At 74.9% G+C, this 26,684-nt stretch carries 22 protein-coding genes and 1 tRNA gene; 2 read left to right on the top strand and 21 right to left on the bottom strand.

Annotated features, from left to right (window positions below; translation table 11 throughout):
- Positions 1-12 precede the first annotated feature (12 nt).
- Positions 13-546 (top strand): DUF1697 domain-containing protein, encoded by a 534-nt coding sequence (locus tag BX285_RS06980; protein WP_097237187.1) that lies wholly within the window; start codon positions 13-15, stop codon positions 544-546.
- Between the two features lie 91 nt (positions 547-637).
- On the opposite strand, the gene BX285_RS06975 is transcribed toward BX285_RS06980, so the two are convergent.
- From BX285_RS06975 to bldG, 16 genes are all read right to left on the bottom strand, one after another.
- Positions 638-2,017, bottom strand: a complete 1,380-nt coding sequence (locus tag BX285_RS06975; protein WP_121174714.1) for a cation:proton antiporter — start codon at positions 2,015-2,017, stop codon at positions 638-640.
- A 1-nt stretch (position 2,018) separates the two neighbouring features.
- A complete protein-coding gene (locus BX285_RS06970) occupies positions 2,019-2,726 on the bottom strand; it encodes a Crp/Fnr family transcriptional regulator (protein ID WP_218893097.1) in 708 nt (235 codons plus the stop codon).
- An 81-nt stretch (positions 2,727-2,807) separates the two neighbouring features.
- On the bottom strand, positions 2,808-3,092 hold the full coding sequence (locus BX285_RS06965) for a hypothetical protein (protein ID WP_097237185.1): 285 nt from the start codon (positions 3,090-3,092) through the stop codon (positions 2,808-2,810).
- A 349-nt stretch (positions 3,093-3,441) separates the two neighbouring features.
- Positions 3,442-3,515: transfer RNA gene (locus BX285_RS06960), tRNA-Thr, on the bottom strand.
- Between the two features lie 83 nt (positions 3,516-3,598).
- On the bottom strand, positions 3,599-4,249 hold the full coding sequence (leuE, locus tag BX285_RS06955) for a leucine efflux protein LeuE (RefSeq protein ID WP_097237175.1): 651 nt from the start codon (positions 4,247-4,249) through the stop codon (positions 3,599-3,601).
- A 106-nt stretch (positions 4,250-4,355) separates the two neighbouring features.
- Positions 4,356-5,981, bottom strand: coding sequence for an alpha/beta hydrolase (locus BX285_RS06950; RefSeq protein ID WP_121177313.1), 1,626 nt, complete (start codon positions 5,979-5,981; stop codon positions 4,356-4,358).
- 116 nt (positions 5,982-6,097) lie between these two features.
- Positions 6,098-7,279 carry a hypothetical protein gene (locus BX285_RS36785; protein WP_147465123.1) on the bottom strand — a complete coding sequence of 394 codons (1,182 nt, stop codon included), beginning with the start codon at positions 7,277-7,279 and terminating at the stop codon, positions 6,098-6,100.
- A gap of 276 nt (positions 7,280-7,555) precedes the next feature.
- Positions 7,556-8,767, bottom strand: a complete 1,212-nt coding sequence (locus BX285_RS06935) for a DNA polymerase III subunit delta' (RefSeq protein WP_121174711.1) — start codon at positions 8,765-8,767, stop codon at positions 7,556-7,558.
- A gap of 227 nt (positions 8,768-8,994) precedes the next feature.
- Positions 8,995-12,582 (bottom strand): dTMP kinase, encoded by a 3,588-nt coding sequence (gene tmk, locus BX285_RS06930; protein WP_121174710.1) that lies wholly within the window; start codon positions 12,580-12,582, stop codon positions 8,995-8,997.
- 213 nt (positions 12,583-12,795) lie between these two features.
- The gene (topA, locus tag BX285_RS06925) at positions 12,796-15,663 is read right to left on the bottom strand and encodes a type I DNA topoisomerase (RefSeq protein ID WP_121174709.1); all 2,868 of its coding nucleotides are present in this window, start codon (positions 15,661-15,663) and stop codon (positions 12,796-12,798) included.
- 403 nt (positions 15,664-16,066) lie between these two features.
- Complete coding sequence (locus tag BX285_RS06920) at positions 16,067-16,543, bottom strand: DUF3592 domain-containing protein (RefSeq protein ID WP_121174708.1); 477 nt, start codon at positions 16,541-16,543, stop codon at positions 16,067-16,069.
- A gap of 159 nt (positions 16,544-16,702) precedes the next feature.
- The gene (locus BX285_RS06915) at positions 16,703-18,235 is read right to left on the bottom strand and encodes a methyltransferase (RefSeq protein ID WP_097237168.1); all 1,533 of its coding nucleotides are present in this window, start codon (positions 18,233-18,235) and stop codon (positions 16,703-16,705) included.
- A 209-nt stretch (positions 18,236-18,444) separates the two neighbouring features.
- The gene (locus BX285_RS06910; RefSeq protein ID WP_121174707.1) at positions 18,445-19,212 is read right to left on the bottom strand and encodes a small secreted protein; all 768 of its coding nucleotides are present in this window, start codon (positions 19,210-19,212) and stop codon (positions 18,445-18,447) included.
- 171 nt (positions 19,213-19,383) lie between these two features.
- The gene (locus BX285_RS06905) at positions 19,384-19,752 is read right to left on the bottom strand and encodes a cyclophilin-like fold protein (protein WP_097237166.1); all 369 of its coding nucleotides are present in this window, start codon (positions 19,750-19,752) and stop codon (positions 19,384-19,386) included.
- Between the two features lie 175 nt (positions 19,753-19,927).
- Positions 19,928-20,347: an ATP-binding protein gene (locus BX285_RS06900; RefSeq protein ID WP_097237165.1), complete on the bottom strand. Its 420-nt coding sequence runs from the start codon at positions 20,345-20,347 to the stop codon at positions 19,928-19,930.
- Between the two features lie 159 nt (positions 20,348-20,506).
- Positions 20,507-20,848: an anti-sigma factor antagonist BldG gene (gene bldG / locus BX285_RS06895; protein WP_049659132.1), complete on the bottom strand. Its 342-nt coding sequence runs from the start codon at positions 20,846-20,848 to the stop codon at positions 20,507-20,509.
- A gap of 221 nt (positions 20,849-21,069) precedes the next feature.
- Here bldG and BX285_RS06890 point away from each other — a divergent pair, with 221 nt between their 5' ends.
- Positions 21,070-23,463 (top strand): DEAD/DEAH box helicase, encoded by a 2,394-nt coding sequence (locus BX285_RS06890; protein WP_121174706.1) that lies wholly within the window; start codon positions 21,070-21,072, stop codon positions 23,461-23,463.
- Here the strand turns inward: BX285_RS06890 and BX285_RS06885 are convergent.
- The 5 genes from BX285_RS06885 to BX285_RS06865 form a co-directional block, all read right to left on the bottom strand.
- Positions 23,458-23,997 (bottom strand): Rv3654c family TadE-like protein, encoded by a 540-nt coding sequence (locus tag BX285_RS06885; protein ID WP_121174705.1) that lies wholly within the window; start codon positions 23,995-23,997, stop codon positions 23,458-23,460. The two genes, BX285_RS06890 and BX285_RS06885, sit on opposite strands and share 6 nt — an antisense overlap.
- Positions 23,985-24,425 (bottom strand): TadE family type IV pilus minor pilin, encoded by a 441-nt coding sequence (locus BX285_RS06880; protein ID WP_121174704.1) that lies wholly within the window; start codon positions 24,423-24,425, stop codon positions 23,985-23,987. Before BX285_RS06880 ends, BX285_RS06885 begins: the two co-directional genes overlap by 13 nt.
- Positions 24,415-24,687 carry a DUF4244 domain-containing protein gene (locus tag BX285_RS06875; RefSeq protein ID WP_121174703.1) on the bottom strand — a complete coding sequence of 91 codons (273 nt, stop codon included), beginning with the start codon at positions 24,685-24,687 and terminating at the stop codon, positions 24,415-24,417. The genes BX285_RS06880 and BX285_RS06875 overlap by 11 nt, the downstream gene beginning before the upstream one ends.
- 79 nt (positions 24,688-24,766) lie before the next feature.
- Positions 24,767-25,546 (bottom strand): type II secretion system F family protein, encoded by a 780-nt coding sequence (locus BX285_RS06870; RefSeq protein WP_121174702.1) that lies wholly within the window; start codon positions 25,544-25,546, stop codon positions 24,767-24,769.
- Positions 25,546-26,658 (bottom strand): type II secretion system F family protein, encoded by a 1,113-nt coding sequence (locus BX285_RS06865; protein ID WP_183107017.1) that lies wholly within the window; start codon positions 26,656-26,658, stop codon positions 25,546-25,548. Before BX285_RS06865 ends, BX285_RS06870 begins: the two co-directional genes overlap by 1 nt.
- Between the last annotated feature and the right edge of the window lie 26 nt (positions 26,659-26,684).

Genomic DNA, 26,684 nt, shown 5'->3' with positions numbered 1-26,684 from the left:
GGGAGTGCACTCGTGCCTCGTTACGCGGTCCTGCTCAAGGGGATCAACGTCGGTGGCAAGAAGAAGATCTCGATGGCCGAGCTGCGGGAGCTGCTGACCCGGCTGGGCTTCACCGAGGTCGCCACCTACCTGGCGAGCGGCAACGCCCTGGTGGCCGCCGAGGACGGCCCCGAGCAGGTCGCCGAGCGGATCGAGGCCGGCATCCGGGACACCTTCGGGATGACCGTGCGCTGCCTGGTCCGGACCGGCGAGGAGCTGCGGGCCGTGATCGACGGGCACCCGCTGGCCGACGTGGCGGACAACGGGTCGCGGATGTTCGCCCTCTTCCTCTCCGACGACCTCTCCCCCGAGGTCCTGGCCGAGCACGACCCGCGCTCGCTCGCCCCCGACGAGGTCCGGCTCGGCGACCGGGTGATCTACCACTGGTGCCCGGACGGCGCGCTGGAAGCACCCAACGTCCCGGCCTTCGTGGAGAAGCACCACAAGGTCACGGTCACCGGACGCAACTGGAACACCGTCACCAAACTGGCCGCTCTGCTCTCCTGACGCCACGGCCAGGGCCTGTCCTGGCAGCGTCGCCGGAACGCCACGGAGGGCCGTGGGGGTTGCCGTGCCCCCCACGGCCCTCCGGCTGCGTTCAGGCTTCGGACGGCGTCTCCCGAGCCGCGGGCGCCAGCTCCAGCTCCGCCTCCCGGAGCCGCTCGTCCGCATTCTGCTCGATCCGGGCCATCGCCCGCCGGAGCACCGGCGGCGCCATCATCGAGGTGAAGACCGCGATCAGCACCACGACCGTGTAGGTCGCAGTGGTCAGGACCCCGAGTTTCAGGCCGATCGAGGCCACCACGATCTCCACCGCCCCCCGGGCATTGAGACCGGCGCCGATCGCCAGCCCCTCCCAGCGGGTGAGCCCGCTGGTCCGCGCGCCCAGGTACGCCCCGGCGAACTTGCCGACCACCGCCAGCACCAGCAGCGCCACGCCGGTCAGCAACACGGACGGGTCGAGCAGAGCGCCCAGGTCGATCCGCAGCCCCGCGTTGGCCAGGAAGAGCGGCGCGAAGACCGACACCGTCACCGTCCGCAGCGGCGCGAGCAGCCGGTGTTCGACCACCGAGGAGAGCAGCACGCCGGCCACGAAGGCGCCGAACACCGCCTCCAGGTTCAGCAGTTGGGTGGCGCTCGCGCAGAACAGGATGACCACCGTCGCAACGACCGCGGTCGGACCGGGCTGGCCCGCCCCGCCCGCCCGGCGGATCGCCCACCGCACCAGCGGCCGGCCGAGCACCAGGGCCACCAGCAGGAAGCCCGCCAGCGTCGCCACCGCCAGACCGATGTGCAGCACCCCCAGCGAGCCCGCCGCCATGGTCGCCACCAGCGACAGCAGCATCCAGCCGATCGCGTCGTCCACCGCCGCACTGGCCAGGGTGAGCTGGCCGACGTCCCGGTGGAGCAGGTTCATGTCGGCGAACGTCTTGGCGATCACCGGGATGGCGCTGACGCTCAGCGCCACCCCGAGGAACAGCGCGAAGACCAGCCCGTGCCCGGACTCCCCGATCAGCGCGGCGGGCACCACGTACCCGGCCGACACCCCCAGGGCGAGTGGGAGCAGCAGGCCGGCCAGCCCGATCTTCGCCACCACGGTGCGCCGCCGCCGGAGCATCCGCAGGTCCAGGTGCGCCCCGGCCACCCCGACCAGCAGCAGCACCGACAGCTGGGCCACCGCGTCGAGCAGGTGAGCCTGATCGGCGCGGGCCGGGAACAGCCAGTCGGCCGCGCCCGAGGCGATCCGGCCGAAGACGGAGGGCCCGAGCAGCACGCCGGCGGCCAGCTCGCCGACGACCGGGGCCAGGCCGATCCGGTTCGCCAACCGCCCCAGGCAGAAGGCGACGAGGAGCAGCACACCGAGCTGGAGCAGGAAGACCAGCACCTGGTGCGAGGTCAGTTGCGGGGCCGTACGCACGGCCGCGAGGTGCGCGGTGGCCGTCTGCACGGCCGCGACCGTGCTCTGTGCGAGGGTCATCTCAGGCCGCCAACGGCGGGGAGAAGGACATGGCGAGGTCGCCGTCCGCCATGAAGCGCTGCACCCGGGGCTCGTGGACGGTCAGGAAGCAGTCCCGGGCGCGCCCCACCAGCCCGGCGTCCCGGAAGCGCTTCAGGAACAGCCCGACCCGCGAGCGCGTCGTGCCGACCATCGCGGCCAGCTCCTCCTGGGTGATCTTCTCCTCGATCAGCAGCAGCTGCGCCTCGCGCCGGCCGAGCTTGCGCCCCAGGTGCAGCAGCGTCGCCGCCAACCGGTACTCGCTGTCCTCGGTGACCAGCCCCATGATCGACTGCTGCTGTTCGAACAGCCGCCGGGCCATGTACCGCACGAACTCCTCGCGCAGCCCCGCGTCCGCCAGCGCGGCGAGCACCTTGGCCGCGGAGATCCGGCGCAGCACCGTCGGGGTCATGGCGGTGGCGGTCTCGAAGCGGCCGTCCGCGACCAGGCAGAGCTCGCCGAAGACGTCGCCGACGGTGTAGATGTCCAGCAGGCACTCCTTGCCGTCCCTGGACGGCACGGTCGCCTTGACCTGGCCTTTCTCGACCAGGTAGATGCTGCTGTCCCGGTCGAGCGAGCCGTAGACGACGTCGCGGCGCGCGACCTCGATGGTGGAGGCGCTGAGCGCCCTGCAGCGGATGAGCTGGGCCAGGGTGGTGCCGAGGCCGTCCGGAGGCAGCTGGACGATCACCGACAACACTCCTCGGCCACGCGTGCGGAAGCCTGGGCTCCCCGATGATGGCGTCTGTATCTCACAGACCCGTCCCCCTTCTCAGAAGTCGTCACCAGTCCAGACGCGCTGGCCGATGTACTGCAGATGCCTCAGCTCGGCACTGACCTGCCAACCGATTCGGCGCGCGAAATCGCTGGCGTCACCGGCGGTCCGGGCCGCCAGAAAGGCGACGACGAACATGGCCTGCGCAATTCGACGGACCCGCAGGTGTTCCAACCGCGTCCGGCCTCCACAGCCGTTGCGCAGCACGCTCGCCTCGACCGTCTCGGTCGACGGCGGCACTCCGACCCGATCGACAGTGAAACTCAACTCCACTGCGAACACAGCCGGTTACTCGCCTATCGGCGCCACGATGAGCGCCCCGGGTGCAGCCGAAACAGGCACGGTGATCCTCTGGTCCGAAACGATGACGAGCTGACGGAAGAATCCTGCCGGTCGATTTCCACGCCGCAGGCGAAATCGGGGTGGGAGAAACTGCCATGGCCTCCACTGTCATCCGATCGACCACGGAACTCCCGCTCCCTGCCCCACCCGCGGCACCCTCCCCACCGCCCCGGCCGCCACCGAGGACACCGTGAAACCCGCCCCCGCCGGCGGAAGCCCGAAGCCGAGGCGCACGCCCAGGAACGCCAAAAGGCCCAGGTCACGAGTTACGTGACCTGGGCCTCCACTGAGCCGCCTGCGGGATTCGAACCCGCGACCTACGCATTACGAGTGCGTTGCTCTGGCCAACTGAGCTAAGGCGGCACCGTTGCCGTCTGTGGCGGCAACGCGGGCCAGTCTACACAGATTCGCGGGTGATCCGTACCCGGATGCCCCGGGGGCGGGGGTCAGGCGGAGGAGACGGCGAGCTTGGCCGCGAAGCCGGCGAAGAGGACGGCTACGCCGCTGGTGAGGGTGGCGGAGAGGCGCTTGCGGCGGCGGAAGGCGGTGGCGAGGGTGGTGCCGGCGAAGATCAGCAGGGAGAGGTAGAGCAGGCTGAAGGTCTGCAGGATGCCGCCGAGGAGGGCGAAGGAGAGGACGGGCTGCCCGTAGGAGGGGTCGACGAACTGGGTGAAGAAGGAGAGCAGGAAGAGGATGGCCTTCGGGTTGAGGAGGCTGACGACCAGGGCGCGGCGGAAGGGGTTCTCAGTGGTCTCGGGGGCCGGTTCGGCGGTGGGGTCGGCCTCGGCCCGGCGTTCGAGCCAGAGCTGTCGGGCGGCGCGGAGCATGCCGTAGCCGATCCAGAGCAGGTAGGCGGCGCCGCCGAACTTGACCACGGCGAAGACGGCCGGGTTGGCCTTCAGCAGGGAGGCCGCGCCGAGCGAGGTGAGGCTGATCAGGGTGAGGTCGCCGACGAAGACGCCGGCCGCGGCTCGGTAGCCGGTCCGGATGCCCTTGCGGGCTGCGACGGACAGCACGTACAGGGAGTTGGGGCCGGGCAGCAGGATGATCACGAGGGCGCCGAGGACGTACGTCGCCAGGTCGTTGACTCCGAGCACGATGAGCTCCGGCGCAGGGAAGGTGGCAGGGGGCCGCTCATCGTAACGTCGTACTGGTTATCGATTGAAGCCGTAACCACCTACCGGACGTCCGGAACGCCCGTCCCTACCGGTCGCAGCGCTTGCCCTGCTCAGGGGCCTCCCCGGTCAGCAGGAAGCGGTTCACCGCGCCGTCCACGCAGCCGCTGTGCCGCCCGTACGCGGTGTGGCCGTCGCCGTCGAAGGTGAGCAGCCGGCCGGACTCCAGCTGCCCGGCCAGGGACTGCGCCCAGGCGTACGGGGTGGCCGGGTCGCGGGTGGTGCCGACGACGACGATCGGAGCGGCCCCGGCGGCCCGGACGGTGTGCGCCGCGCCGGTGGCCCGGACCGGCCAGTAGGCGCAGGTCAGCGCCATCCAGGCCATGTCCCGCCCGAAGTGCGGGGAGATCCGCTCGAAGTCCGGCACCGCCCGCTGGACGTCCTCCGGCCCGCCGAACGGTGCGGGCAGGTCGAGGCAGTTCACCGCGGTGTTGGCGAACATCAGGTTGGGGTACGAGCCGTCCGCCTCGCGCCCGTAGTAGGCGTCGGAGAGCTTCAGCAGGCCGGTGCCGTCGCCGGCCCTGGCGTCGGCGAGGGCGGTGCGCAGCCTGGGCCAGAGGAAGTCGGCGTACATGGCCTGGATGACGCCGGTGGTCGCCTGGGACTCGGTGAGCCGGCGGCCGCCGTCGGTGGTCGGCAGTGCCTCGGTGCCGACCGCCGCGAACAGGGCGGTGAGCTGCTCGCCGACCTGCTGCTCGGTGCGGCCGAACGGGCAGTCCTCGCGCTTGGCGCAGTCCTTGGCGAAGGCCGCCCAGGCGGTCTCGAAACCGCCGGCCTGGGTGCGGTTGCCGGTGACCGAGTCGAGCGCCGGGTCCATCGCGCCGTCCAGCACCAGCCGGCCCGTCCGGCTCGGGAAGAGCCCGGCATAGGTGGCGCCGAGGAAGGTGCCGTAGGACTTGCCGACGAAGTTCAGCTTCCCGTCGCCGAGCAGGGCGCGCAGCACGTCCATGTCGCGGGCGGCCTCCACGGTGCTGAGGTGGCCGAGCGCCGCCCCGGCCTGCTTCCGGCAGCCCTCGGCGAACTCCTTGTCGGCGGCGACCAGCGCGTCGATCCCGCGCTGGTCGCCGGGGGTCAGGTCGACGGCGGTGAAGGCGTCCATCCGGTCACCGCTCAGGCAGGTGACGGGGCTGCTGCGGCCCACCCCGCGCGGATCGAGGCCGACCAGGTCGTACCGGGCGCGCACCCCGCGGTCGTACGTCCGGGCGGCGGCCTCCAGGTACTCGACCGCCGAGCCGCCGGGCCCGCCCGGGTTCAGCAGCAGGGAGCCGAGCCGCGGGTCCGAGGCCCCGCCGGCGGCCCCCGACGGCTCGGCCGCAGCCCGGACGGCCGCCAGCGTGAGGTCGCCGTCCCCGGGGTGGTCGTAGTCCATCGGCACCCGGAAGGTCGTGCACTCGAACCCGCCGTCGCACGGCTGCCAGGTCGGCTGCTGCGCGTAGTACGGCGCGAGCGCGGCGGGCACGGCGGCCGGCAGCGGCTCCAGCGGCGTGGCCCCGGCCGCGACGGCCGCCGGCGCCGAGGCCGCATCCGAGCCGGCCGAGCCACCCGAAGCCGCCCCCGGCTCCCCGGACGGACCTGAGCTGCACCCGCCCGCCAGCAACCCGACGACGAGCGCCGCGGCCACCGCCCGTGCCCGTACCCGCCCGATCGCCCTCATGCGGTTCCTTCCCAGCCTTGGTGTGCAGTCGGAAAATGCGGCTGCCCGGTACCCGCTCCGGGGTACCGGGCGCAGCGTAGTGCCCGCTCGGACGGCGCTCAGGACGCCTTGGCCGCTCAGGACGCCTTGGCCAGTGCCTCGGCCAGGAACTGCGCCGCCTGCCGGACCAGCCGCAGTCGCTCCCGGTCGGGCGTGTAGTCCTGCACGTTGTCGGAGATCCGCACGTCGGCCTTGGCCGCCGGGCCCGGTCCGGCCTTCAGCGAGGCCTGGAGCTTGCGGGCCGCGTCCAGCCCGGCGGCGTCGGCCTTGGCGGCGGCCAGCAGCAGCTTGGCCGCGCTGCCGGCCGGGGCCTCGGCGCCGGTCTGGGTGAGCGCGGCGGCGTCGTACCGGCCGGAGACCGCCGCGGCCGCGCCGTAGAGGTCGGGGCGGGCCAGCCCGGCGGCGGCCGCGCACGGCGCGCCGCCCTCGACGCCGAGCGTGCCCCAGGAGGCCGGGCCGGGCGGCAGGGTCCGGAAGGAGGCCGCGACGGTGGCGCGCAGGGCCGCGTCGTCGGCGACGGCGGCCGGGGCGGCGGCGACCAGCTCGCAGGGGTGCGCGGTGCCGTTCGGCGCCTCGGGGGCGACCAGGATGAACGGCCTGGTCTTGCCGGACTGCAGGGCCGAACCGATGCCCTCGAAGACGTCCGGGACCTCGGCGTCGGCGGTCTTGCGCGGCGCGGCCGCGTGCATCACGACGACCGGGAAGCGCGCGCTCGGCTCCTTGGCGTACTGCGGCGGCAGCCAGACCCGGACGTTGCGCGGCCGGCCGTCGGGGCCGAGGACCGCGGACTGGAGCAGTTCGCCGCCGCCCGGGTGGCCGACGCTGTCGAAGCGGCTGACCGCGGCGGGCGCCGTGGTGGCGGCGGCAGCCGCGGCACCTGGAGCAGCGGCCTCGGGGGCCACCGGCGGCGCGGCCTGCTGCCGGGCCGCGACCCCGGCCCCCGCCGCCTCCCTCGAACCCGCGCCCGCACCCGTCCCCCCACCCGCCGCGTCCACGACGGGCTGCGCCCGGTCCGCCTCCTGGTCTCCGCGGCCCAGCCCGCCGAAGGCGCCGAGCGCGGTGAGCAGCGTCAACGCGGTGACGCACACCCCGCAGACCATCGCCCCGGCCGCCCGCACCAGCATCGGCCAGCGGTCCCCGGCCAGCTCGTAGGTCTCGGCGACGCGAAGGTCTCGCCAGCGTTGGAGGGCGCCGCGGGCCAGCCAGATCCCGCCCAGTGCGGCGGCCAACAGGGGGATGACGAGGAGCGGACGGACCATGCGACGCACCACCACGGACGGAGGGCCGGCGCCGGACCGGACCGGCGCGTACGGGGGACGACCGGCCCGGCACCGGGCGCAGTCGGCCCCCAGCGTGCACAACGGGCGGACGGTCACACGCAGGTGTGCCCGGCGCGTATCGCCCGTTCACTCGAAGGTGGGACAGCGCACCGGCTCCGGGAGGCGTACGGCCGTCCGCCGCAGGAGCGGCCCGGGCCCCGACGCCGCAAAGCCCGCAACCGGCGACCGGCAACCCGCAACAAACGCAAGAGGCCGCTAGCCCGCGCGCAACGCCACCGTCATCGCCTCGACCGCGAGCAGCGGGTCCACGTTGCGGTCCAGCGCCACCCGGCAGGCCAGCACCGCCTCGATCCGGCGCAGCGTGCCCTCCGCCGGGCCCGTCTGGGCGACCCGGTTCAGCGCCTGCCGCTGGTCCTCGTTGGCGAGCGCGCCGGTGGAGCCGAGCTGGATCGCGAGCACGTCCCGGTAGAAGCCGAGCAGGTCGAGCAGGGCGACGCCGAGGGTCTCCCGGCGGGTGCGGGTGGCCCGGCTCTTCTGCCGCTTCTCCAGCTCCTTGACCGCGCCGGCCATGCCGCGTGGCGCCTTGCCGCCCTCGGACGCGCCGTAGGCGGCCTTGAGGTCGTCGGTCTCCTTGGCGTCCTGCGTCTCGGCGAGCGCCTCGGCGTCGGCCTTGGCGGTGTCGACCAAGCGCTGGGCGGCGGCCAGGCAGCCGCCGATGTCGCCGACCTCCAGCGGGATCCGCAGCACCTCCGCCCGGCGGGTACGGGCCTGCTCGTCGACGGCGAGCCGGCGCGAACGTTCGATGTCGCCCTGCCCCGCGAGCGCCGCCAGCCGGGCGGTCTCCGGGTCGACGCCGTCGCGGCGGACCAGCGTGTCGGCGACCGCCTCGGCGGCCGGGGTGCGCAGCACCAGCAGGCGGCAGCGCGAACGGATGGTCGGCAGCACGTCCTGGACGGAGGGGGCGCAGAGCAGCCAGACGGTGCGCGGGGAGGGTTCCTCCACGCCCTTGAGCAGGGCGTTCGCGGCGGCCTCGGTGAGCCGGTGGGCGGCGTCGACCAGGATCACCGACCAGCGGCCGCCGGTCGGGTAGCTGGAGGCGCGCAACACCAGGTCGCGCATGTCGCCGACGCCGATGGACAGGCCGTCCGTCCGCACGTACTTCACGTCGGCGTGGCTGCCGGCCAGCACGGTGTGGCAGCCGTCGCAGAAGCCGCAGCCGGGCGTGCCGCCGAGCGCGAGGTCGGGCCTGGTGCACTGGAGGGCAGCCGCGAAGGCGCGCGCGGCGGTGACCTGACCGGCACCGGGCGGGCCGGTGAAGAGCCAGGCGTGCGTCATCAGGGAGGCGTTCGCGCCCTCGCGCAGGGCGGCCCCGCGTCCGGCCTCGACCGTCGCCCCGGCCGCCCGGGCGGCGGCGGTCAGCTGCTCGACCACCCGCTCCTGGCCCACCAGGTCGTCCCAGACGGCCACTGCTGCTCCCAAGCTCCGTACGGCAGCGCCGACGGCGCCTCTTCCCCGCCGTCGAGCATACGTCTCCGCTCCGACAGCCATTGCGCCGTCCGGGTCACGCCAACCGGGACGACGCCCGATTCACGACGCCCGATTCACCACAGCCGGTACGACAACCAGGACGTCGGCCGATACGACGACGGCGCCGCCGGGGGCTTGCCCCGACGGCGCCGTGCCCAGGTGTCCGGTCAGCCCCGGCGGCCCCAGCGGCGGCCCTTGCCCTTGCCGTCGCCGCCCTTGCCGTCGCCGCCCTTGCCGTCGCCGCCCTTGCCGTCGCCGCGCTTGCCGTCGCCCTCGGCCTGGTCGTACCCGTCGGGCCGGCCGGCCGCGCCCTGCGGGCCGCCCTGCTCCGGGCCGCCGCGATCCCAGCGCTCCCACTCGTCGCGCGAACCGAGCAGCGTGTCGGTGAGGCTCGGCAGGTCGTCCATCGGAGTCTCCTCGGCCCACTCCGGCCGAGTCCGCTCGCCGGCCGACTGGTCCCGACCCTCGGCCGGCTCCGACTCCGCCTGCGGCTGAACGTGGGACTGCGCCTGCGGCCGCGACGGCACCGGCGGCACCTGCGGCGCCCGCGGGTCCGCACCGGGCTCGCCACCGACCACCGGCAGCTCACGCGTGCTGTCCACCGGCTCCGCCCGCCACGGGCCCGACGGGCCCGACGGCGCCCCGGCGCCCCCGCCCGGGACTCCGGGCCGACCCGGCTCGACCCGCGGCAGCACGGCAGTCCGGTCCGCCTCCGCCGGGATCGTCGGCAGTACGGCCGTCTCGTCCACCGCCGAGGCCGGCACCACCGGCAGCTTGGCGGTCGCGTCGGCCGCCTCACCCGCAGCAACCCGGGCCGCCTTCGAAGCCTCCGCGGCCTCCGCCGCCCGGACGGCCGCCTGCCGGTCCCGCAGTGACAGCTCGCGCGTCGCCTCGTCACCGAGTCCGTCCGCCGCGCCGGCCGGGGTCTCCCGAACCGCCCGCAGCTCCGTGGTCATGGCGTCCCCGGCCGCAGCCCCCGGAGCCCCCGCAGTCCCCGCAGTCCCATGAGCTCCCGCAGCCCGGCCGTCCGCCAGACCCTCGGCCCGCACCGCCGCCGTCTCGGCCGCCGCAGCCGCGGCCGCCAGCGCGGCGGCCTGCGCCAGCCGGGCCTCCTCGGCCCGCTGCAGCGCCTCCTCCGCCCGGCGGCGCTGCTCCTCGCGGGCGAGCTCCCGCTGCCGCTGCAGCTCCGCCTGGGCGGCCGCCTCGGCGGCGAGCCGTCGGCGCTCGGCGGCCTCGGCCGCCAGCCTGGCCTCCTCCTCGGCCCGGCGACGTGCCTCCTCCTCGGCGCGGAGCCTGGCCTGCTCCTCCGCCCGGCGGCGCGCCTCTTCCTCGGCCTTGCGCCGGGCCTCGGCGGCGGCCCGCTCGGCCTCCTCCGCGGCCAGTCGCTCCTTCTCCGCCTGCTCGGCGCGCAGCTGCTCCAGCAGCTCCTGCCGCTTGCGCTCGGCGGCCTCCGCCTCGGCCTTCTTGCGGGCCTCCTCGGCGGCGCGGCGCTCGGCGGCCTCGCGGGCCAGGCGCTCCTGCTCGGCGCGGGAGGCCTTCTCCTGGTCGGAGAGCGGCAGCTCGCGGTCGAGCCGGTGGCGGATGGCGGTGGTGACGAAGCCGGGGGCCTGGCTGCCGTCGACGACCAGGTAGCGCGCCGGGTCGGCGGCCGCGAGGGCGAGGAAGCCGGCCCGGACCCGCTGGTGGAACTCGGTGGGCTCGGACTCCAGCCGGTCCAGCGCCTCGGTGAAGCGCTCCCGGGCCCTGGTCGGGTCGACGTCCAGGACGACGGTCAGGTCGGGCAGCAGTCCGCCGGTGGCCCAGCGGGAGATCCGGGCGACCTCGGTCGCGGCCAGGTCGCGCCCGGCGCCCTGGTAGGCGATCGAGGAGTCCATGTACCGGTCGGTGATCACCACGGCGCCGCGGGCGAGGGCCGGCCGGATGACGTTCTCGACGTGCTCGGCGCGGTCGGCGGCGTAGATCAGCGCCTCGGCGCGGTGCGACAGGCCGGTGTTGCCGACGTCCAGGACGAGGCCGCGCAGCCGCTGGCCGACCGGGCTGCCGCCGGGCTCGCGGGTGAGCACGACCTCGTGCCCCTTGCCGCGGATCCACTCGGCGAGCGCCTGGGCCTGGGTGGACTTGCCGGCGCCGTCGCCGCCCTCCAGGGCGATGAAGAAACCGGTTCCCGCGCCCCGGTGCGGCACCGGTCCGGCGGCGCCGCGCACCGCGTCCACCAGGTCCCGGCCGAAGGGCACGGTGCCGCGCCGGTCATCGGTGCGCAGCAGCACGACGGCGGCGAGGACGAGCGTGAGCAGCCCCGCGGTGGCGACGGCCAGGGCCGCGCCGCCGTGGATGAAGGTGAAGGAGCCGGGCTCGACGGTGCCGTACTCGACGTCCCCGTAGGCGGCGGCGATCAGCGGGACGACGACCAGGGCGGCGGCGACCACGGCCCGCAGCACCGCGACCAGGTGCTCGGTGACCTTCGGCAGCCGGGCCTCCTCGACCTCCTGGGCGAGCAGGGTGCGGCCGGCCGAGACGACGATCCCGGCGGCCAGGCCGGCCAGCACGGTGAGCAGCAGGACCAGGACGAAGTCCAGCACCAGCCCGGCCAGGATCAGTGCGACGCCCTGGGTCAGCAGCGCCAGCGCGAGCAGCCGGCGGCGGGAGAGCGCGGGCAGCGTGGCCCGCGTGAGCCGGGCGCCGAGGGCGGGCGCCGCGGTGGCGGCGAGCACCAGCAGGCCGTAGCCGATCGGTCCGGCCCGGTGCTCGGCGGCGGTGAGCAGCGCCAGTGCGGCGACACCCGCCATCGAGGCGAAGCCGGCCGCGACGGCGAAGGTGAAGTACGGGGCGCTGCCGGTGCGGCCCTTGCCCAGCGCGGGGCCGGGGGCCGCGTCGGTCGGGGCGCGCAGGCCCTGCAGCGGGGAGACCGGGGCGACGGTCACCGGGCCGCCGGGCAGCTGCTGGAGGTAGTCGCGGGCCGCCGAGGCGGCGAACAGCCCGGCCGCGCCGAGCGCCGCGAAGGTGAGCTGGTGGGCGCGGAGCCAGTCCGCGCCGGCCGCCGCACCGATGTTGTTGAGCAGGGTGAAGCCGACCAGGCCGACGGCGGCCAGCGGCACGGTGACCCAGCCGGTGAAGCGGTCGATGCCCCGGACGGTCTCCAGGTTCGCGGCGGCGGGCCGCTGCTCGGCGGCCGGGGCGTACGGATCGGCCGCCGGCAGCAGGCCGGGGACGGCCGCGGCCTTGGCGATGCCCCAGACCTGCTCGGCGGCACCGGTGACGAAGACGGTGGCGAGCAGGACGTAGGTGGCGGCGCCGGAAGGCTTCGGGCCGGAGCCCAGCCAGACGGTCCACCAGGGCGCGAGGCCGATCAGCAGGGCGCGCAGCGCGTCGGCGCCGAAGAGCGTCCAGCGGCGGTCGAGCTTGCCCGCGACCAACCGGTGCACCGGGCCGAGCAGCGCGACGCCGACCAGGCCGGTGGCCGCCACCCGGACGGCGAGGACCGCGGCGAGGGCGAAGGCGAGGCTGCGCGGCAGGTCGCCGAACCGGCCGCCCACGGCCGCGGCGATCACGGTCAGCGCGAGCAGCACCAGCAGGCCGAGCCGGTCGGCGGTACCGCCGATCAGCTGGGTCGTCCACAGCCGCCGGTAGCCACGCGTCCGCAGCAGTGCCCGCGCCCGGTCCACCGGCGTACCGGCGGGCGCGACCTCGGGCAGGTCGGGCGTTGCGGCGCCGGCGGCCGGGGCGGCGCTGGGGGTGGGCTGCTCCTCGCTCGTCATACGGTCAGCGTAGCGGTCGGGGCCTGCCCGGCTTGTGGCGAACGGGCTTCCGGATCCCGCTCATCACCGGGTTGTGACGTTCCCCGCACACATCCCCGCGCTTCTCCCCTTCCGGCCCCACCCCTCCCCCACCCCCTCCCCCGACAACCCGCGGGCCCGCGCCCCCGGATGGGGGCACGGGCCCGGTGCCGCTGTCGGGAGGTCCGGTTCCGGTCAGCCCTCGTCGGTGGCCGCGGTCTTGCTCGCGGCGGTCTTCTTGGCCGCCGTCTTCTTCGCCGCCGCCGTCTTGGTGGTGGTGGTCTTCTTGGCGGCCGTCTTCTTCGCCGCGGTCTTGGTGGCCGCGGTCTTGGTGGCCGTCGCCTTCTTGGCCGCCGTCTTCTTCGCCGGGGCCTTCTTCGCCGCCTTCTTCACCGGCCCGCGCGCCCGCTTCTCGGCGAGCAGCTCGTAACCGCGCTCCGGCGTGATGGTCTCGACGTCGTCGTCCTTGCGGAGCGTGGCGTTGGTCTCGCCGTCGGTCACGTACGGGCCGAAGCGGCCGTCCTTGACCACCACCGGGCGCTCGCTGACCGGGTCGTTGCCCAGCTCCTTGAGCGGCGGGGCGGCGGCGGCCCGGCCGCGCTGCTTGGGCTGGGCGTAGATCGCCAGCGCCTCGTCGAGGGTGATCGTGAAGAGCTGGTCCTCGCTGGTGAGCGAGCGGGAGTCGGTGCCGCGCTTGAGGTAAGGGCCGTAGCGGCCGTTCTGCGCGGTGATCTCGGCGCCCTCGGCGTCGGTGCCGACGACGCGCGGCAGCGAGAGCAGCCGCAGCGCGTCCTCCAGCGTGACGGTGTCCAGCGACATCGTCTTGAACAGCGAGGCGGTGCGCGCCTTGACCGCGTTCTTGCCGGTCTTGGGCGTGCCCTCGGGCAGGATCTCGGTCACGTACGGGCCGTAGCGGCCGTCCTTGGCGACGAGCATGTTGCCGCTGACCGGGTCGGGGCCGAGCTCGAAGTCGCCGCTGGGCTTGGCCAGCAGCTCCTCGGCCAGCTCGACGGTCAGCTCGTCCGGCGGCAGCTCGTCGGGGATGTCGGCGCGCTGGCCGGGCTCGCCCTCGACGGTGGAGGCGCGCTCGACGTACGGGCCGTAGCGGCCGACCCGCAGGGTGATGTCGTCGCTGATCCGGAACGAGCTGATCTCCCGGGCGTCGATCGCGCCGAGGTCGGTGACCAGCTCCTTCAGACCGCCCAGGTGGTCGCCGTCGCCATTGCCGGCCTCGGCGGCGCCGCCCGCGGCGTGGCCCTCGCCCTCGCCGAAGTAGAAGCGCTTCAGCCACGGCACGGACTGCGCCTCACCGGCGGCGATCCGGTCGAGGTCGTCCTCCATCTTCGCGGTGAAGTCGTAGTCGACCAGCCGGCCGAAGTGCTTCTCCAGCAGGTTGACCACGGCGAAGGAGAGGAAGGACGGGACGAGCGCCGTCCCCTTCTTGAACACGTACCGGCGCTGGATGATCGTGTCGATGATCGACGCGTAGGTGGAGGGGCGGCCGATCTCCCGGTCCTCCAGCTCCTTGACCAGCGAGGCCTCGGTGTAGCGGGCCGGCGGCTTGGTGGCGTGGCCCTCCGGGGTGATCCGCTCGGCGCCCAGCGGGTCGCCCTGGGCGACCTGCGGCAGCCGGCGCTCGCGGTCGTCGAGCTCGGCGTTCGGGTCGTCCGCGCCCTCCACGTAGGCCTTGAGGAAGCCGTGGAAGGTGATGATCTTGCCGGAGGCGGAGAACTCGACGTCCCGGCCGTCCGCGGAGGTGCCGCCGACCCGGACGGTGACGGACTGGCCGACCGCGTCCTTCATCTGGGAGGCGACGGTGCGCATCCAGATCAGCTCGTACAGCTTGAAGTCGTCGCCGCTCAGGCCGGTCTCGGCGGGGGTGCGGAAGCGGTCGCCGGAGGGGCGGACGGCCTCGTGCGCCTCCTGCGCGTTCTTGACCTTGCTGGCGTAGGTGCGCGGGGCGTCCGGCAGGTAGTCGGCGCCGTACAGCTGGGTGACCTGCGCGCGGGCGGCGGAGATCGCGGTGTCCGACAGCGTGGTGGAGTCGGTGCGCATATAGGTGATGAAGCCGTTCTCGTACAGCTTCTGGGCCACCTGCATGGTCCGCTTGGCGCCGAAGCCCAGCTTGCGGCTGGCCTCCTGCTGCAGCGTGGTGGTGCGGAACGGCGCGTACGGCGAGCGGCGGTAGGGCTTGGACTCGACGCTGCGGACGCTGAACGCGGTCTGCGCCAGGGCGGCGGCCAGCTGCCGGGCGGCCTGCTCGTCCAGGTGCAGGGTGTTGACGCTGCCGGCCTTCAGCTGCCCGTTCGAGCCGAAGTCGCGGCCGCTGGCGATCCGCTTGCCGTCGACGCTGGCGAGGCGGGCGCCGAAGGTCTCCGGGTTGGCCGCGTCCGCGGGGGTGCGGCCGGTGCCGAAGGTGCCGACCAGGTCCCAGTACGAGGCGGTGCGGAAGGCCATCCGCTCGCGCTCCCGCTCGACCACCAGGCGGGTCGCGACGGACTGCACGCGGCCCGCCGACAGCTTCGGCATGACCTTCTTCCACAGCACCGGCGAGACCTCGAAGCCGTAGAGGCGGTCGAGGATGCGGCGGGTCTCCTGGGCGTCGACCAGGCGCTGGTTGAGCTCGCGCGGGTTGGCCACGGCCTCCTGGATCGCCGTCTTGGTGATCTCGTGGAACACCATCCGGTGCACCGGCACCTTGGGCTTGAGCACCTGCTGCAGGTGCCAGGCGATGGCCTCGCCCTCGCGGTCCTCATCGGTGGCGAGGAAGAGCTCGTCGGACTCCGCGAGCAGCGACTTCAACTTGCTGACCTGGGACTTCTTGTCCGCGTTGACCACGTAGATGGGCGCGAAGTCGTGGTCGACGTCCACCCCGAGGCGGCGCACCTCGCCGGTGTACTTGTCCGGCACCTCGGCCGCGGTGCTGGGGAGGTCGCGGATGTGCCCGACGCTCGCCTCGACGATGTAGCCGGGGCCCAGGTAGCCCTTGATCGTCTTCGCCTTGGCCGGCGACTCGACAATGACGAGTCGCTGTCCGTGCGCGGTCTCGCTGCTCGGGGACACCTTCGCTCTTCTCTCCCGGTCCTTATGTGGCTGGCCGACGCCGGGAGCACGGGCTGCGCTCCGCCCGACCCCTCCCACCGTCCGGGGGCCGCCGCTTCACGACACCCCCACACAGCGGAGTGTGACCGTACCCCGGCCACCCTTGTCAAACGGACGGATCCTGCGTTTCCACGTGCCGGGCTCACCGACGCCACTCGAACGGTAACCCGATGACGGAGGTTCCCGCCCCGTGGAGGGCGGCCTTCGGCAGGTTCCGGAGGATGGAATGACGGATTTCAAGATCTGTCAACGCAAAATCGACGCCCGGGGCCGCGGGGCCTCCAGGGCGGCCGGGAACGATCGGGAGCCCGGGACGCCGAGATCCCTGGACTCCGAGAGCCCGGAACGCCGGGAGCCCGTACGCTCAGCCGCCGACCGCGGCCAGCAGCACGGCGCCCGCCGCCAGGAACGCCACCCCCAGCGCGCTCCACAGCAGATCGGTGGCGGCCGCCCGGCCGACCTCCCCGGCCGCCAGCACCACGCGACTCGGACGCTCCGGGTCGTAGCAGATCCGCACCGAGGATCCGGGGGCGAAGCGGTCCGGGCGGCGCAGCGGGGTGTGCCCGCGCGGCCGGGTGCGCACGAGCCCCGCGATCCGGCACCCGCCGGAGCTGCCGGACCCGCCGGAGCCGCCGACCGAGGGCGGCACGGAGAAGGAGAGCAGCGGTGCACTGTCCAGTCGGCCGTGCACGTCGTCCTCGGCGACCACCGTGGCCACCGCCGCGACGCCCCGGCGGCGCACCCGATGGCGAAGGCGCACTTCGGCGGCGCACCAGAGCAGCAGTACGCCACCGAAGAGGGCGAGCACCAGCCCGCCCACCGTCGCCGTCGTCGTGTCCACCCCTGGCCCCCGGCTCCCCAGCTCTGTCCACAGCCTGTGGACAGAGCCTCACAGTGGACGGCCAACGGGGGGAAGCCGCCCGGCGGCCACCGGACGAACCAGGGGGCACGGGAGGGTGAACCGGGCCGGCCTCAGCGGACCGGCCTGGCCGCCCCGGCCTCAGCGGACCGGGTCGATGAACCCCTGCTCGGTCAGCAGCCGCAGCGACTCCGGCACCCGGTCCCGCAGCACCACCCGGTCCTCGCCGAGCAGCTGCGCGATGGCGTCCACGATCTCGCCCGCCGACAGCGTCCCGTCGCAGACCCCGACGAAGCCCGCGCCCACCGTGTCCACCTTGGTGGCCCGCCGCATGCCGCGGTTGTGACGCAGGATCACGTGCTCCGGGTCCTCCGCCCCCGGCGCGCCGACCTGCTCCTGGACCACCTCGTCGGCCAGCACGTAGCGGGCCGCGAGCAGGGCGGCGTCGTCGTGCGAGCGGAGGAAGTCCTGCCGGTCGAACCAGGCCTCGATGTGCGGGCCGAGCGGCTGCTCCACCGGGTGCGGCCACTCCTCGACCCGGACGGTCGGGCGCTCGGCGCCGCTCGCCCGCAGGGTGATCCACCCCATGCCGATGCCCTCGACCCGGCCCGCCTCGAAGGCGTCCAGCCACTCGCCGTACCGGGCCTGGTAGTCACCGCCCGGACCGCGGTGGTCGCCGCCGTCGCGCAGCCACAACTCGGCGTACTGGGCCACGTCCTGGACCTCGCGCTGGACGACCCAGGCGTCCAGCCCGGTCCCCGCGACCCAGCCTGCCAGCCGCTCGTGCCAGTCCTCGCCCTTGACGTGCTGCCAGTTGGCGAGCAGCTGGCAGTAGCCGCCGGGCTCCAGGTGGTCGGCGGCCGAGCGGACCAGGCTGCGGCACAGGTCGTCGCCGGCCATGCCGCCGTCGCGGTAGGTGAACCGGCCACCGGGCGAGATGACGAACGGCGGGTTGGAGACGATCAGGTCGAACTTCCGCTCCCCGACCGGCTCGAAGAGGCTCCCGGCGGACATCTCGGTGTTGTCGAACCCGGACAGCGCCAGGGTCAGCTCGGTGAAGCGCAGGGCGCGCGGGTTCAGGTCGGTGGCGGTGACGGTGCCGGAGTGCCGGGCCGCGTGCAGCGCCTGCACACCGGAGCCCGAGCCGAGGTCCAGCGCGGACCGGACGGGGCGGCGCACGGTGATGTTGGCGAGCGTGGTGGAGGCACCGCCGACGCCCAGCACCAGGTCCTTGCGGGCCACCCCGTGCGCGGTCTCACCGGAGCCGATACCGCCCGCGCCACCCACCGCGCAGCCCAGGTCGGAGACCACCCAGGCATCCGAACTCGGCAGCCCGGCAACCTCGTTGGCGTACGGCCGGACGTCGACGGTGGCGCGCACCAGGTCCCCGTCCGGGCGCAGCCAGCCGTCCGCCAGGCAGTCCTCCACCGGCAGCGCGGCGGCGGCCGCCTGGTACGGCACCGGCTGCTGGAGCAGGAACAGCCGCACCAGCGTCTCCAGCGGACTGCCGCCGCGGGTCGCACGCAGCGCCGGGACCGCCTCGCTGCGGGCCAGGGCCGAGTAGCCGGCGGGCCCGAGCAGGTCGAGGCACCCGTCGGCGGTGAACGAGGCGGCGAGCAGCGCCTCGCGCAGTTTGGCGAGGCGGGTCGGGTCGAGAACGGGGCTACTGATCACCCCGCCATTGTCCCCCGCGGCCCACCCGTCGGCCGCCCCGCCCTCGCCGTCCCCAGCGGAAGCCCGCCCGGCCCCACACGCCCCCGGCGCACCTCCCCGCGCCCCTGCCGCACCCGGTCTGCTCCCGGTCTTGCACCGGCCGCACGGGCTGCGACACGCAGCAGCCGGCGCCGCCCCTGCGAGCGGCACCGGCTGTCCGTTCCCTGCGGTCAGCTCGCGCTGGGGGCAGGGGTGGTGGGGGCAGGGGTGGTGGGGGCAGCCGGGGTGGTGGGGGCAGCCGGGGTGGTGGCGGCGGGAGCCCCGGGCGCGGGAGTGCTGCCGGGAGCACCCGCCGTGTCGGTCGCGCCGGGGGCCGGGGTCGGGGGCGGGGTCGCCCCTGCAGGCGCCGGGGTACCGCTCGCCCCGCCCGTCGAGGCGGAGGCCGGAGCAGAGGTCGCGGAAGGCTTGCAGCCCCCCTGCTTGGCCATCGCGGCGCCGAGGTCGCCGCGCTGCAGCTTGGCCTGCGCCTGGGTGGAGAGCGAGGCCAGCTGCTGCACCTGGTCGGCGACGCTGCGCAGCCCGTCGGCGAACTTCGCCTGGTCGTTGTTGGGCAGCGCGTCCAGCTTCTTCTGGACCTCCTGGTACCCGTCGGCCGCCTTCTTCAGCTCGTCGACGGTGTCCTTCTGCAGCGCCGCACCGTCCTGGACCTTGGGGGCGCCGGCCGAGTCGATGGCGGCCGCGATGTCCTGGTTGGTCTTGGCCAGCCGGCCGATGTCCGCGGACAGCCGCTTCTGCAGGTCGGCCGGGGCCTCACCGGTCTTCACCTGGCCGGTGTCGGCGAGCGCGGCCTGCGCCTGGGCGATCGGGTCCTTGGCCGAGCCGCAGACGTTCGACGCCCAGGACTCCAGCTGCTTGCTGTTGTCGTCGCCGCCACAGCCGACGGCGCCGAACGCGAGCAGCACGCCGAGGGCGGGTACGGCCAACAGTCGCTTGTTCACCGGGAGAAGCCTTTCGGTTTCGGTCGTCTTCGGTCGTCGAACCTACACGGCCGATGTCCGCTCCCCGGTTCCCGGTTCCCGCCGGTGATCTCCGCCGGGCATCTCCACCCGGCATCTCCGTCCGGCCCTTCGACCGGCCCCTTCGACCGGCCGCCCGCCCCCGGCCGCGGCTCAGGCCCGCTCGACCCGGATCGGGTCGCCCGGCCGTACGGTGCGCAGCACCCCGGCGTCCCCGTCCAGGGCGCCGAGGACGTTGCAGGGGCTGGCCAGCCGGCACTCACCGGCCCGCGAGACCGGGGTCGGCCCGTACGGCAGCGCGAGGCTGTCCCCGTCGGTCCAGAAGGCGACCGTGCCGGGCTCCACGACCTGTCGGGCACCGTCCTCGCGCGGCACACTCAGGGGCGTACCGAAGTAGACCTCCTCGCCCCAGGTGCTCGCCGACGAGTCGATCGGCAGCTCGGCCCAGAGCGCTTCAGTGGTGGGGGTGGCCGCCAGCGTGGCGGTCGCCTGCCCGGCCGGCCACAGGATGCGTATCCGCATGGACTTCCTCTTCCGCGACGAGGTCCGATCAGCGATCGGACCCGGTCGTGCCGGAAGCAGGGAACCGCCGGGGTCCGCCTGGTGTCAACGCGCGCCCAAGGGCTGGACGCCGTGGGCGCGCCGAAACCCGGTCCCCGGAACCCCGAAGAACCGGGCCGCGCGTGGAAGCGAACGCTCAGACCGCCACGGAGGCGACCGAAACCGGCCAGCTCATCCGGATCACGCCACCGTCCGTGCCGTTGGTGACCTCCAGGTCCTCGACCAGACCGGTGATCACGGCGAGGCCCAGGGTGTCCTCGTCCGGGTCGCCGCCCTCGGCGGCCCCGGAGGACGGGACGGTGGCGGGGCCGGCCTCGTCCTCGACCTCGATGAAGAAACGCTTCTCCTGGTCGGTCAGCGCGACCCTCACCGTGCCGCCGATGCCGCCACGCTGGTGCAGGCCGACCGCTCGGGAGCACGCCTCACCGACCGCGAGCCGTACCTCGTCGAGCACCGACTCGTCGACCCCGGCCCGTCTGGCGACGGCCGCGGCGACCAACCGGGCCGTCCGCACGTGCTCGGGAAGCGCGCTGAATCGAAGTTCGACGGTTGCCATCTCTCCCCCTCGGGGTGCTCCGACCGGGGCCGGAGGTTCGGCCCATGCGGGCCGGACGGGACCGGCCCAGAGGCGGCCGGGACCCACCGGGCCGCGCGGGCCCGGCCGGCCCGGACGCGAAGAACGGGCGGGCCGGCCACGAGGGCCGGCCCGGCCGCGTCAGTCGGTCGCGTTGACCGCGTCGTCCACCGAGGTGTGGATCGGGAAGACCTTGGTCAGTCCGGTGATGCGGAAGATCTTCAGGATGCGCTCCTGGTTGCAGACGAGGCGCAGCGAGCCCTCGTGGGCGCGCACCCGCTTCAGACCGCCCACCAGCACACCCAGGCCGGTCGAGTCGAGGAAGTCGACGCCTTCCATGTCGACGACGAGGTGGTACTTGCCGTCGTTGACGAGCTCGACCAGCTGCTCCCGCAGCTTCGGGGCGGTGTACACATCGATCTCGCCGCCAACCTCGACGACCGTGCGATCGCCGACTGAACGGGTCGACAGGGACAGGTCCACGGAACCTCCAGCACCTTGCCTTGCTACGTCATGTGCGATCCTCGGCCGGACGGCCGCCACCGCATGGTCGCGAGCCCGGGCGCGCCCAGCCACGCGTGGCGAGCCTCAGCGCTGCGACCCACGGCCGTACGGCCGTCACGGCCACATTCAACCACCTGCGACCATGCCCGCACGATGGCTTACGACGATTCTCCGTCACGCCGGTGACACACTGGGTCCTCATGCCGCCCCGACACAGCCCGCCCGAGGCACTGCTCACGACCCTGGCCACCGGCCGGGGGCGGTCCGACCGGCTCACCCATACGGAGCACCTTCCCGCCCGACCTGCGCGTTATGCGCCGTGGCCCGAGTCGATCCGCCCGGAGATCGTGGCCTCGGCGCTCGCCGTCGGGGTGGAGCAGCCCTGGGCGCACCAGGCGGAAGCGATGAACCTGGCCAAAAGCGGTCAGACTGTGGTGATCGCCACAGGCACCGCCTCGGGCAAGTCGCTGGGTTACCTGGCCCCGGTGCTCAGCGACCTGCTGGACGGCACCGAGGCCCGCAACGGCCGCGGCGCCACCGCGCTCTACCTGGCACCGACCAAGGCGCTCGCCGCCGACCAGCGCCGCCGGGCCGCCGAACTCGCCCCGCCGAGGGTCCGGGCCGCCCTGTACGACGGCGACACCCCGCCCGAGGAGCGCGAGTGGGTCCGCCAGTACGCCTCCTACGTGCTCACCAACCCGGACATGCTGCACCGGGGCATCCTGCCCGGCCATGCCCGCTGGGCCTCCTTCCTCAAGGCACTGCGCTACGTGGTCGTCGACGAGTGCCACAGCTACCGGGGCGTGTTCGGCTCGCACGTCGCCCAGGTGCTGCGCCGACTGCGCCGCATCTGCGCCCGTTACGGTTCGTCACCCGCCTTCCTGCTGGCCTCCGCCACCACCGCCGACCCGGCCGCCACCGCCCGGCGTCTCACCGGCCTGCCCGCCGTGGCCGTCACCGAGGACGCCTCGCCGCGCGGGCCGATGGTCTTCGGCCTCTGGGAGCCCCCGCTGACCGAGAACGTCGGCGAGCACGGCGCACCCGTCCGCCGCACCGCCACCGCCGAGGCGGCCCACCTGCTCACCGACCTCGTCGAGCGGGAGACCCGCACCGTGGTGTTCGTCCGCTCCCGGCGGGCAGCCGAACTCGTCGCCCTGCAGACCCAGGACCAGCTCCCCCGGCCGCTCGCCGACCGGGTGGCCGCCTACCGCGGCGGCTACCTGGCCGACGAACGCCGGGCCCTGGAACGCGCCCTGCACACCGGCCGACTGCTCGGCCTCGCCTCCACCTCCGCTCTCGAACTCGGCGTCGACATCTCCGGCCTCGACGCCGTCCTGATGGCCGGCTACCCCGGCACCCGGGCCTCGCTCTGGCAACAGGCGGGCCGGGCGGGCCGCGAGGCCCAGGGCGCGCTGGCCGTCCTGATCGCCCGGGACGACCCGCTGGACACCTATCTGGTGCACCACCCGGAAGCGCTGTTCGCGGCGCCCGTCGAGGCCACCGTGCTCGACCCCGACAACCCGCACGTGCTCGCCCCGCACCTGTGCGCGGCCGCCGCCGAACTCCCGCTCACCGACGCCGACCTGGACCTGTTCGGGCCCTCCGCCGCACCGCTGCTGCCCGTCCTGGAACGGCGCGGCCTGCTGCGCCGGCGCAGCGACGGATCCTGGTACTGGACCCGCCGGGAGCGCGCGGCCGACGCTGTGGACCTGCGCGGCAGCGGCGGCAGCCCGGTGCAGATCGTCGAGGCCGACACCGGTCGACTGCTCGGCACGGTGGACGCCGCCGCCTCGCACACCGCTGTCCACACCGGGGCCGTCCACCTCCACCAGGGCCGCACCTACCTGGTCCGGGAGCTCGACCTGGAGAACTCCGTCGCCCTGGTGGAACCGGCCGACCCGCCGTACACCACGGCCGCCCGCGACATCACCTCCGTCTCCGTCCTCGGCACCGACACCACCGTGGAATGGGGCGAGGGCCGGCTCAGCTTCGGTTCGGTGGAGGTGGTCAACCAGGTGGTCGGCTACCTCCGGAAGCGGATCTCCACCGGGGAGATCATGGGCGAGACCAAGCTGGACCTGCCGCCCCGGACGCTGCGCACCCGTGCGGTCTGGTGGACCGTCACCGAGGACCAACTGTTCGACGCGGACATCCCGCTCGACCAGCTCCCCGGCGCCGCACACGCCGCCGAGCACGCCTCGATCGGCCTGCTGCCGCTGTTCGCCACCTGCGACCGGTGGGACATCGGCGGTGTCTCCGTCCCGCTGCACCCGGACACCGGGCTGCCGACCGTGTTCGTCTACGACGGCCACCCGGGCGGGGCCGGCTTCGCCGAACGCGGCTTCCAGCGGGCGGTCGAGTGGCTGACGGCCACCCGCTCGGCGATCGCCTCCTGCGAGTGCGAGCGCGGCTGCCCGTCCTGCGTCCAATCGCCCAAGTGCGGCAACGGAAACGACCCGCTGGACAAGGCGGCCGCCGTCCGGATCCTCGACGTCCTGCTGGCCGGGGCGCCCGGCGCCTCGGTGGAGGAGGCCGGGGCGGCCGAGCCCCCGGCCGGCGGAGCGCAGACCGGCGACGTGCCACGCGATTCATGAGGCCGCCGCCGCACTGCTCGGGGCGCCGCTCGGGGCACTGCTCGGAGCCCCGCCGAGGCCGTCCTCGGCGGCGGTGACCGGAGCCCGGACCGGTCCGGCCCGGGCCCTCGCCCGCGCCGGGCCGACCGACAGCCGCGCCGGGAGCCCGCCGACCCTCACCTCGGCCACCACTTCGACGGCGTCCGCCGACTGGTCCACCGCGCAGGACACCAGGCTCGCGCCCTGGGCGGCGGCGATCCCGGCAGCCCGGGCGCAGCCGCCGTCCTCGTCCAGCAGCAGCCGGTCCGCCGCAGCCAGCGCCGCGAGGTCGGCCGCCGACTCGGCCCGGTGCCGGGCCGCGACCACCGAGCCGACCGCGATCGTCCCGGCGAACACCGCCGTGCCCAGCACCGCCAGGGCGAGCAGCCAGACCGTCGCCGAGCCGGTGTCCGGCCCCCGACCGCCCGCCGCGGCCGCCCGCGCACGGGCCGTACGGACCGCACAGGCCCGGGCCACCCACTGCGCGGCCGTCCTCGGCCCGGTCAGGTCGGCCATCCGCCACCGCCTCCTTCCGTGACTCCCACCAGCACGTCCTCCCGGGCCGCCACGGCCCCTGCGCCGACCCGCACCGTCAGCAGCCGGCCGACCCTTCCCGGCCCCGCGCAGGGCGCGTCCACGTCCACCCGCACGGTGTCGGCCGCCGGCACCACCCGGACCCGGGCGCCCGCCGGGGCCGCCGCGCGGGCGAGTTCGGCGGCGTCCGCCTCCCCGCGGGCGGCGGCCCTGGCCCCGATCCGGGCCGCGTCCACGCAGCGGATCTGCGCGGCCGCCGCGAGCACGCCCCAGATCAGCATCCCCGCGAGCAGCACGAGTGCCGGCAGGACCACCGCCGTCTCCGCGGTGACGAAGCCCCCGTCGCCCCGCCGGCCAGGCCGCCACGGCGACGCCCGGCCGACCCCACGCACCGCCCGATCACATGGCATGGAGTGCCCGTTGGAGCGTCTCGGTCAGCGCTCCCGTGATGGCGTCGCTGGTCACCACCTTGTAGAGCACGGCCGCGAGGGCGCACGCGCCCAAGGTCCCGATGGCGTACTCGGCCGTGGTCATCCCGGCGTCCGACCGGCCCCGGCCCCGGGCCAGCCCGCTCAACCGGAGGGCCGCCCAGCGGCTCCTCCGCCGCCACGCCCCCAGCAGCCGCCGGAGCGGGCGCCCGGCACCGGGCCTGATCGCGATCACTGCGGTCATGGATCTCTCCTGTCTCTCGATCGTCTCGATGTCCGTGTCTCGATGTCCGTGTCTTGCATCCCGGCGCCTCGGCGCCCGGTCACATCGCCCGCGCGAAGCCGCTGGTGAGGCCGACCACGACCGGCACCACGCCGATCAGTACGAAGGCCGGGAGGAAGCAGAGCCCCAGCGGCGCGGTGGCGAGTACGGCGGCTCTGCGGACCCTGGCGTGGGCCGCGCGGGCGGCCGCCGCGCGCTGCTCCTGGGCCAGCCCGATCAGCAGCCCGGCGGCGGGGGCTCCGCCGACGCTCGTCCGAATCAGGCAGCGCCCCAGTGGTGCGAGCGCCGGATGTCGCTCGCCCAGCCGGGTCCAGCAGAGCTCCGGCGGTGCGCCGAGCGCCAGTTCGGCCCCGATCGCCACCAGCCGGGGCCCCATCGGCGCGTCCACACTGCGGCCCACCTCCGACACCGCCTCGGAGGGCAGCGCCGCCGACCCGAGGCAGGCCGCCAACAGCTCGGCACTCAGCGGGAGTTGCCTGACGAGCAGCTCCTCCTCCCGGGCCGCCCGACGGTCCTGTGGTGTCTGCGCCCTCGCCAGCCGGCGATGGGCCCCCACAGCCACCATCGCCCCGACGACCAACCCGGTGCCGCCACCGACCAGCAGGGCCGTCGCGAGCCCGGCGCCGGCGGCCAGGGCCGCCTGCCGCCGACGGCCGACGCCCGGCGACACAGGCCCCACCCGCTTCTGCTGCTCCGCTCGCCCACGGGCCCCGGCGAACGCCCGCCGTCGCCTCGCCCGGCCGCGCGCCAGCTCCGACACCCGCACCGCCACGGCCGCCAGGACCGGAACCACGGCCGCCACCCCGAGGAGCCCCTGCATCACCGTGCCACCGCCCTCGCCGCGAGCACCCTGGCCCGCAGCCGCACCCGCGAGAGCCCACAGCCCGCCTCCGCGGCCCGCAGCGGGGCCACCGCGCCGTCGCGCGCCCGACGGCGCGCGGGGACAACGCCGCGCCGCGCATGCCCCGACGCCGCCCCGCCGGTGGGGGCTTGAAGACGGGCCCGAGGATCCTCCAGCGCACCCCGGGCGGCCGACCGCACGATGCGCGCCGTCCAGAGCACTCCCAGCCCCTCCAGGGCAGCCCCAGCCGCGAGGCAGCCCAGCCCGACGGGCGTGTGCAGCAGGACGTCCAGCGGGCGGGCCCCGAGCGCGGCGCCGAGGAGCAGCCCGGCGGCCGGCAGCGCGGCGAGGACGGCGATCGTCGCCCGCGGCCCGGCCAGCTCGCCGGCGATCTCCTCCGCCAAGGCCCGCTCCCCGCGCAGCGCCTCGGCGACCCGGTCCAGCGCGGCGGCGAGCCCCGCCCCGCTGTCGGCGGCGACCCGCCAGCAGGCCGCGATGGCTGCCGCCCCGCTCCCGCCCGGCAGTTCGGCCAGCAGGTGGAACGCGGCCGACACGTCCCCGCCGTAGCGGCCCGCCGCGAGCCGTGCCACCGGCTCCTCACCGAGCCTGCGCAGCCCGTCCCGGTCGGCGGCCAGCCTCGCCGTGACCAGGTGCAGCGCCTGCTCCGGCGTCGCCCCGCTGCGCAACTCCCCGGCCAGCCCGGCGCAGAGCTCCACGACAGCGGCAGCCCGCCGCCCGGCCTCCGCGGCCCTGCGCCGCCGCAGCCGCCACCTGCGCAGCGGCGGGACGGCCAGCGCCGCAGCCAGTACCGGCACCGGCGAGGTGGTGGCCTGCCCGGCCACCAACCCCACCGGCAGGAGTAGCAGTTCGGGCACCAAGGCCTCCGGCAGCCGGCCCCGCCGCCGGCCCCACCTCACCGACTCCGGCTCCGGCTCGGGGCCGGGGCCGGGCCCCCGCAGAGGCGGCCCACCGCCCGCGAGCACCAGTCTGGAGCGCCATCCTCCCGGCAGCCGCTCCTGCACCGCACGCCACCCGGCGACGGCCACCAGGCAGAGCGCCAGCGCCCAACAGAACGCGATCTGATCCTGCATCACGCCATCGACCTCCGTCACCATCC

The sequence above is a fragment of the Streptomyces sp. 1114.5 genome (genome assembly GCF_003635085.1).
Taxonomy (GTDB): Bacteria; Actinomycetota; Actinomycetes; order Streptomycetales; family Streptomycetaceae; genus Kitasatospora.
This window is presented reverse-complemented; position numbering and strand designations above follow the sequence as displayed.

What these genes read in the sequence shown, in the direction of transcription:
- BX285_RS06975 (WP_121174714.1), bottom strand. Translation starts at nt 2,017, where the DNA reads ATGACCCTCGCACAGAGCACGGTCGCGGCCGTGCAGACGGCCACCGCG.
- BX285_RS06950 (WP_121177313.1), bottom strand. Translation starts at nt 5,981, where the DNA reads ATGAGGGCGATCGGGCGGGTACGGGCACGGGCGGTGGCCGCGGCGCTC.
- BX285_RS36785 (WP_147465123.1), bottom strand. Translation starts at nt 7,279, where the DNA reads ATGGTCCGTCCGCTCCTCGTCATCCCCCTGTTGGCCGCCGCACTGGGC.
- tmk (WP_121174710.1), bottom strand. Translation starts at nt 12,582, where the DNA reads ATGACGAGCGAGGAGCAGCCCACCCCCAGCGCCGCCCCGGCCGCCGGC.
- BX285_RS06905 (WP_097237166.1), bottom strand. Translation starts at nt 19,752, where the DNA reads ATGCGGATACGCATCCTGTGGCCGGCCGGGCAGGCGACCGCCACGCTG.
- BX285_RS06900 (WP_097237165.1), bottom strand. Translation starts at nt 20,347, where the DNA reads ATGGCAACCGTCGAACTTCGATTCAGCGCGCTTCCCGAGCACGTGCGG.
- BX285_RS06890 (WP_121174706.1), top strand. Translation starts at nt 21,070, where the DNA reads ATGCCGCCCCGACACAGCCCGCCCGAGGCACTGCTCACGACCCTGGCC.
- BX285_RS06885 (WP_121174705.1), bottom strand. Translation starts at nt 23,997, where the DNA reads ATGGCCGACCTGACCGGGCCGAGGACGGCCGCGCAGTGGGTGGCCCGG.
- BX285_RS06880 (WP_121174704.1), bottom strand. Translation starts at nt 24,425, where the DNA reads ATGCCATGTGATCGGGCGGTGCGTGGGGTCGGCCGGGCGTCGCCGTGG.
- BX285_RS06875 (WP_121174703.1), bottom strand. Translation starts at nt 24,687, where the DNA reads ATGACCGCAGTGATCGCGATCAGGCCCGGTGCCGGGCGCCCGCTCCGG.
- BX285_RS06870 (WP_121174702.1), bottom strand. Translation starts at nt 25,546, where the DNA reads ATGCAGGGGCTCCTCGGGGTGGCGGCCGTGGTTCCGGTCCTGGCGGCC.
- BX285_RS06865 (WP_183107017.1), bottom strand. Translation starts at nt 26,658, where the DNA reads ATGCAGGATCAGATCGCGTTCTGTTGGGCGCTGGCGCTCTGCCTGGTG.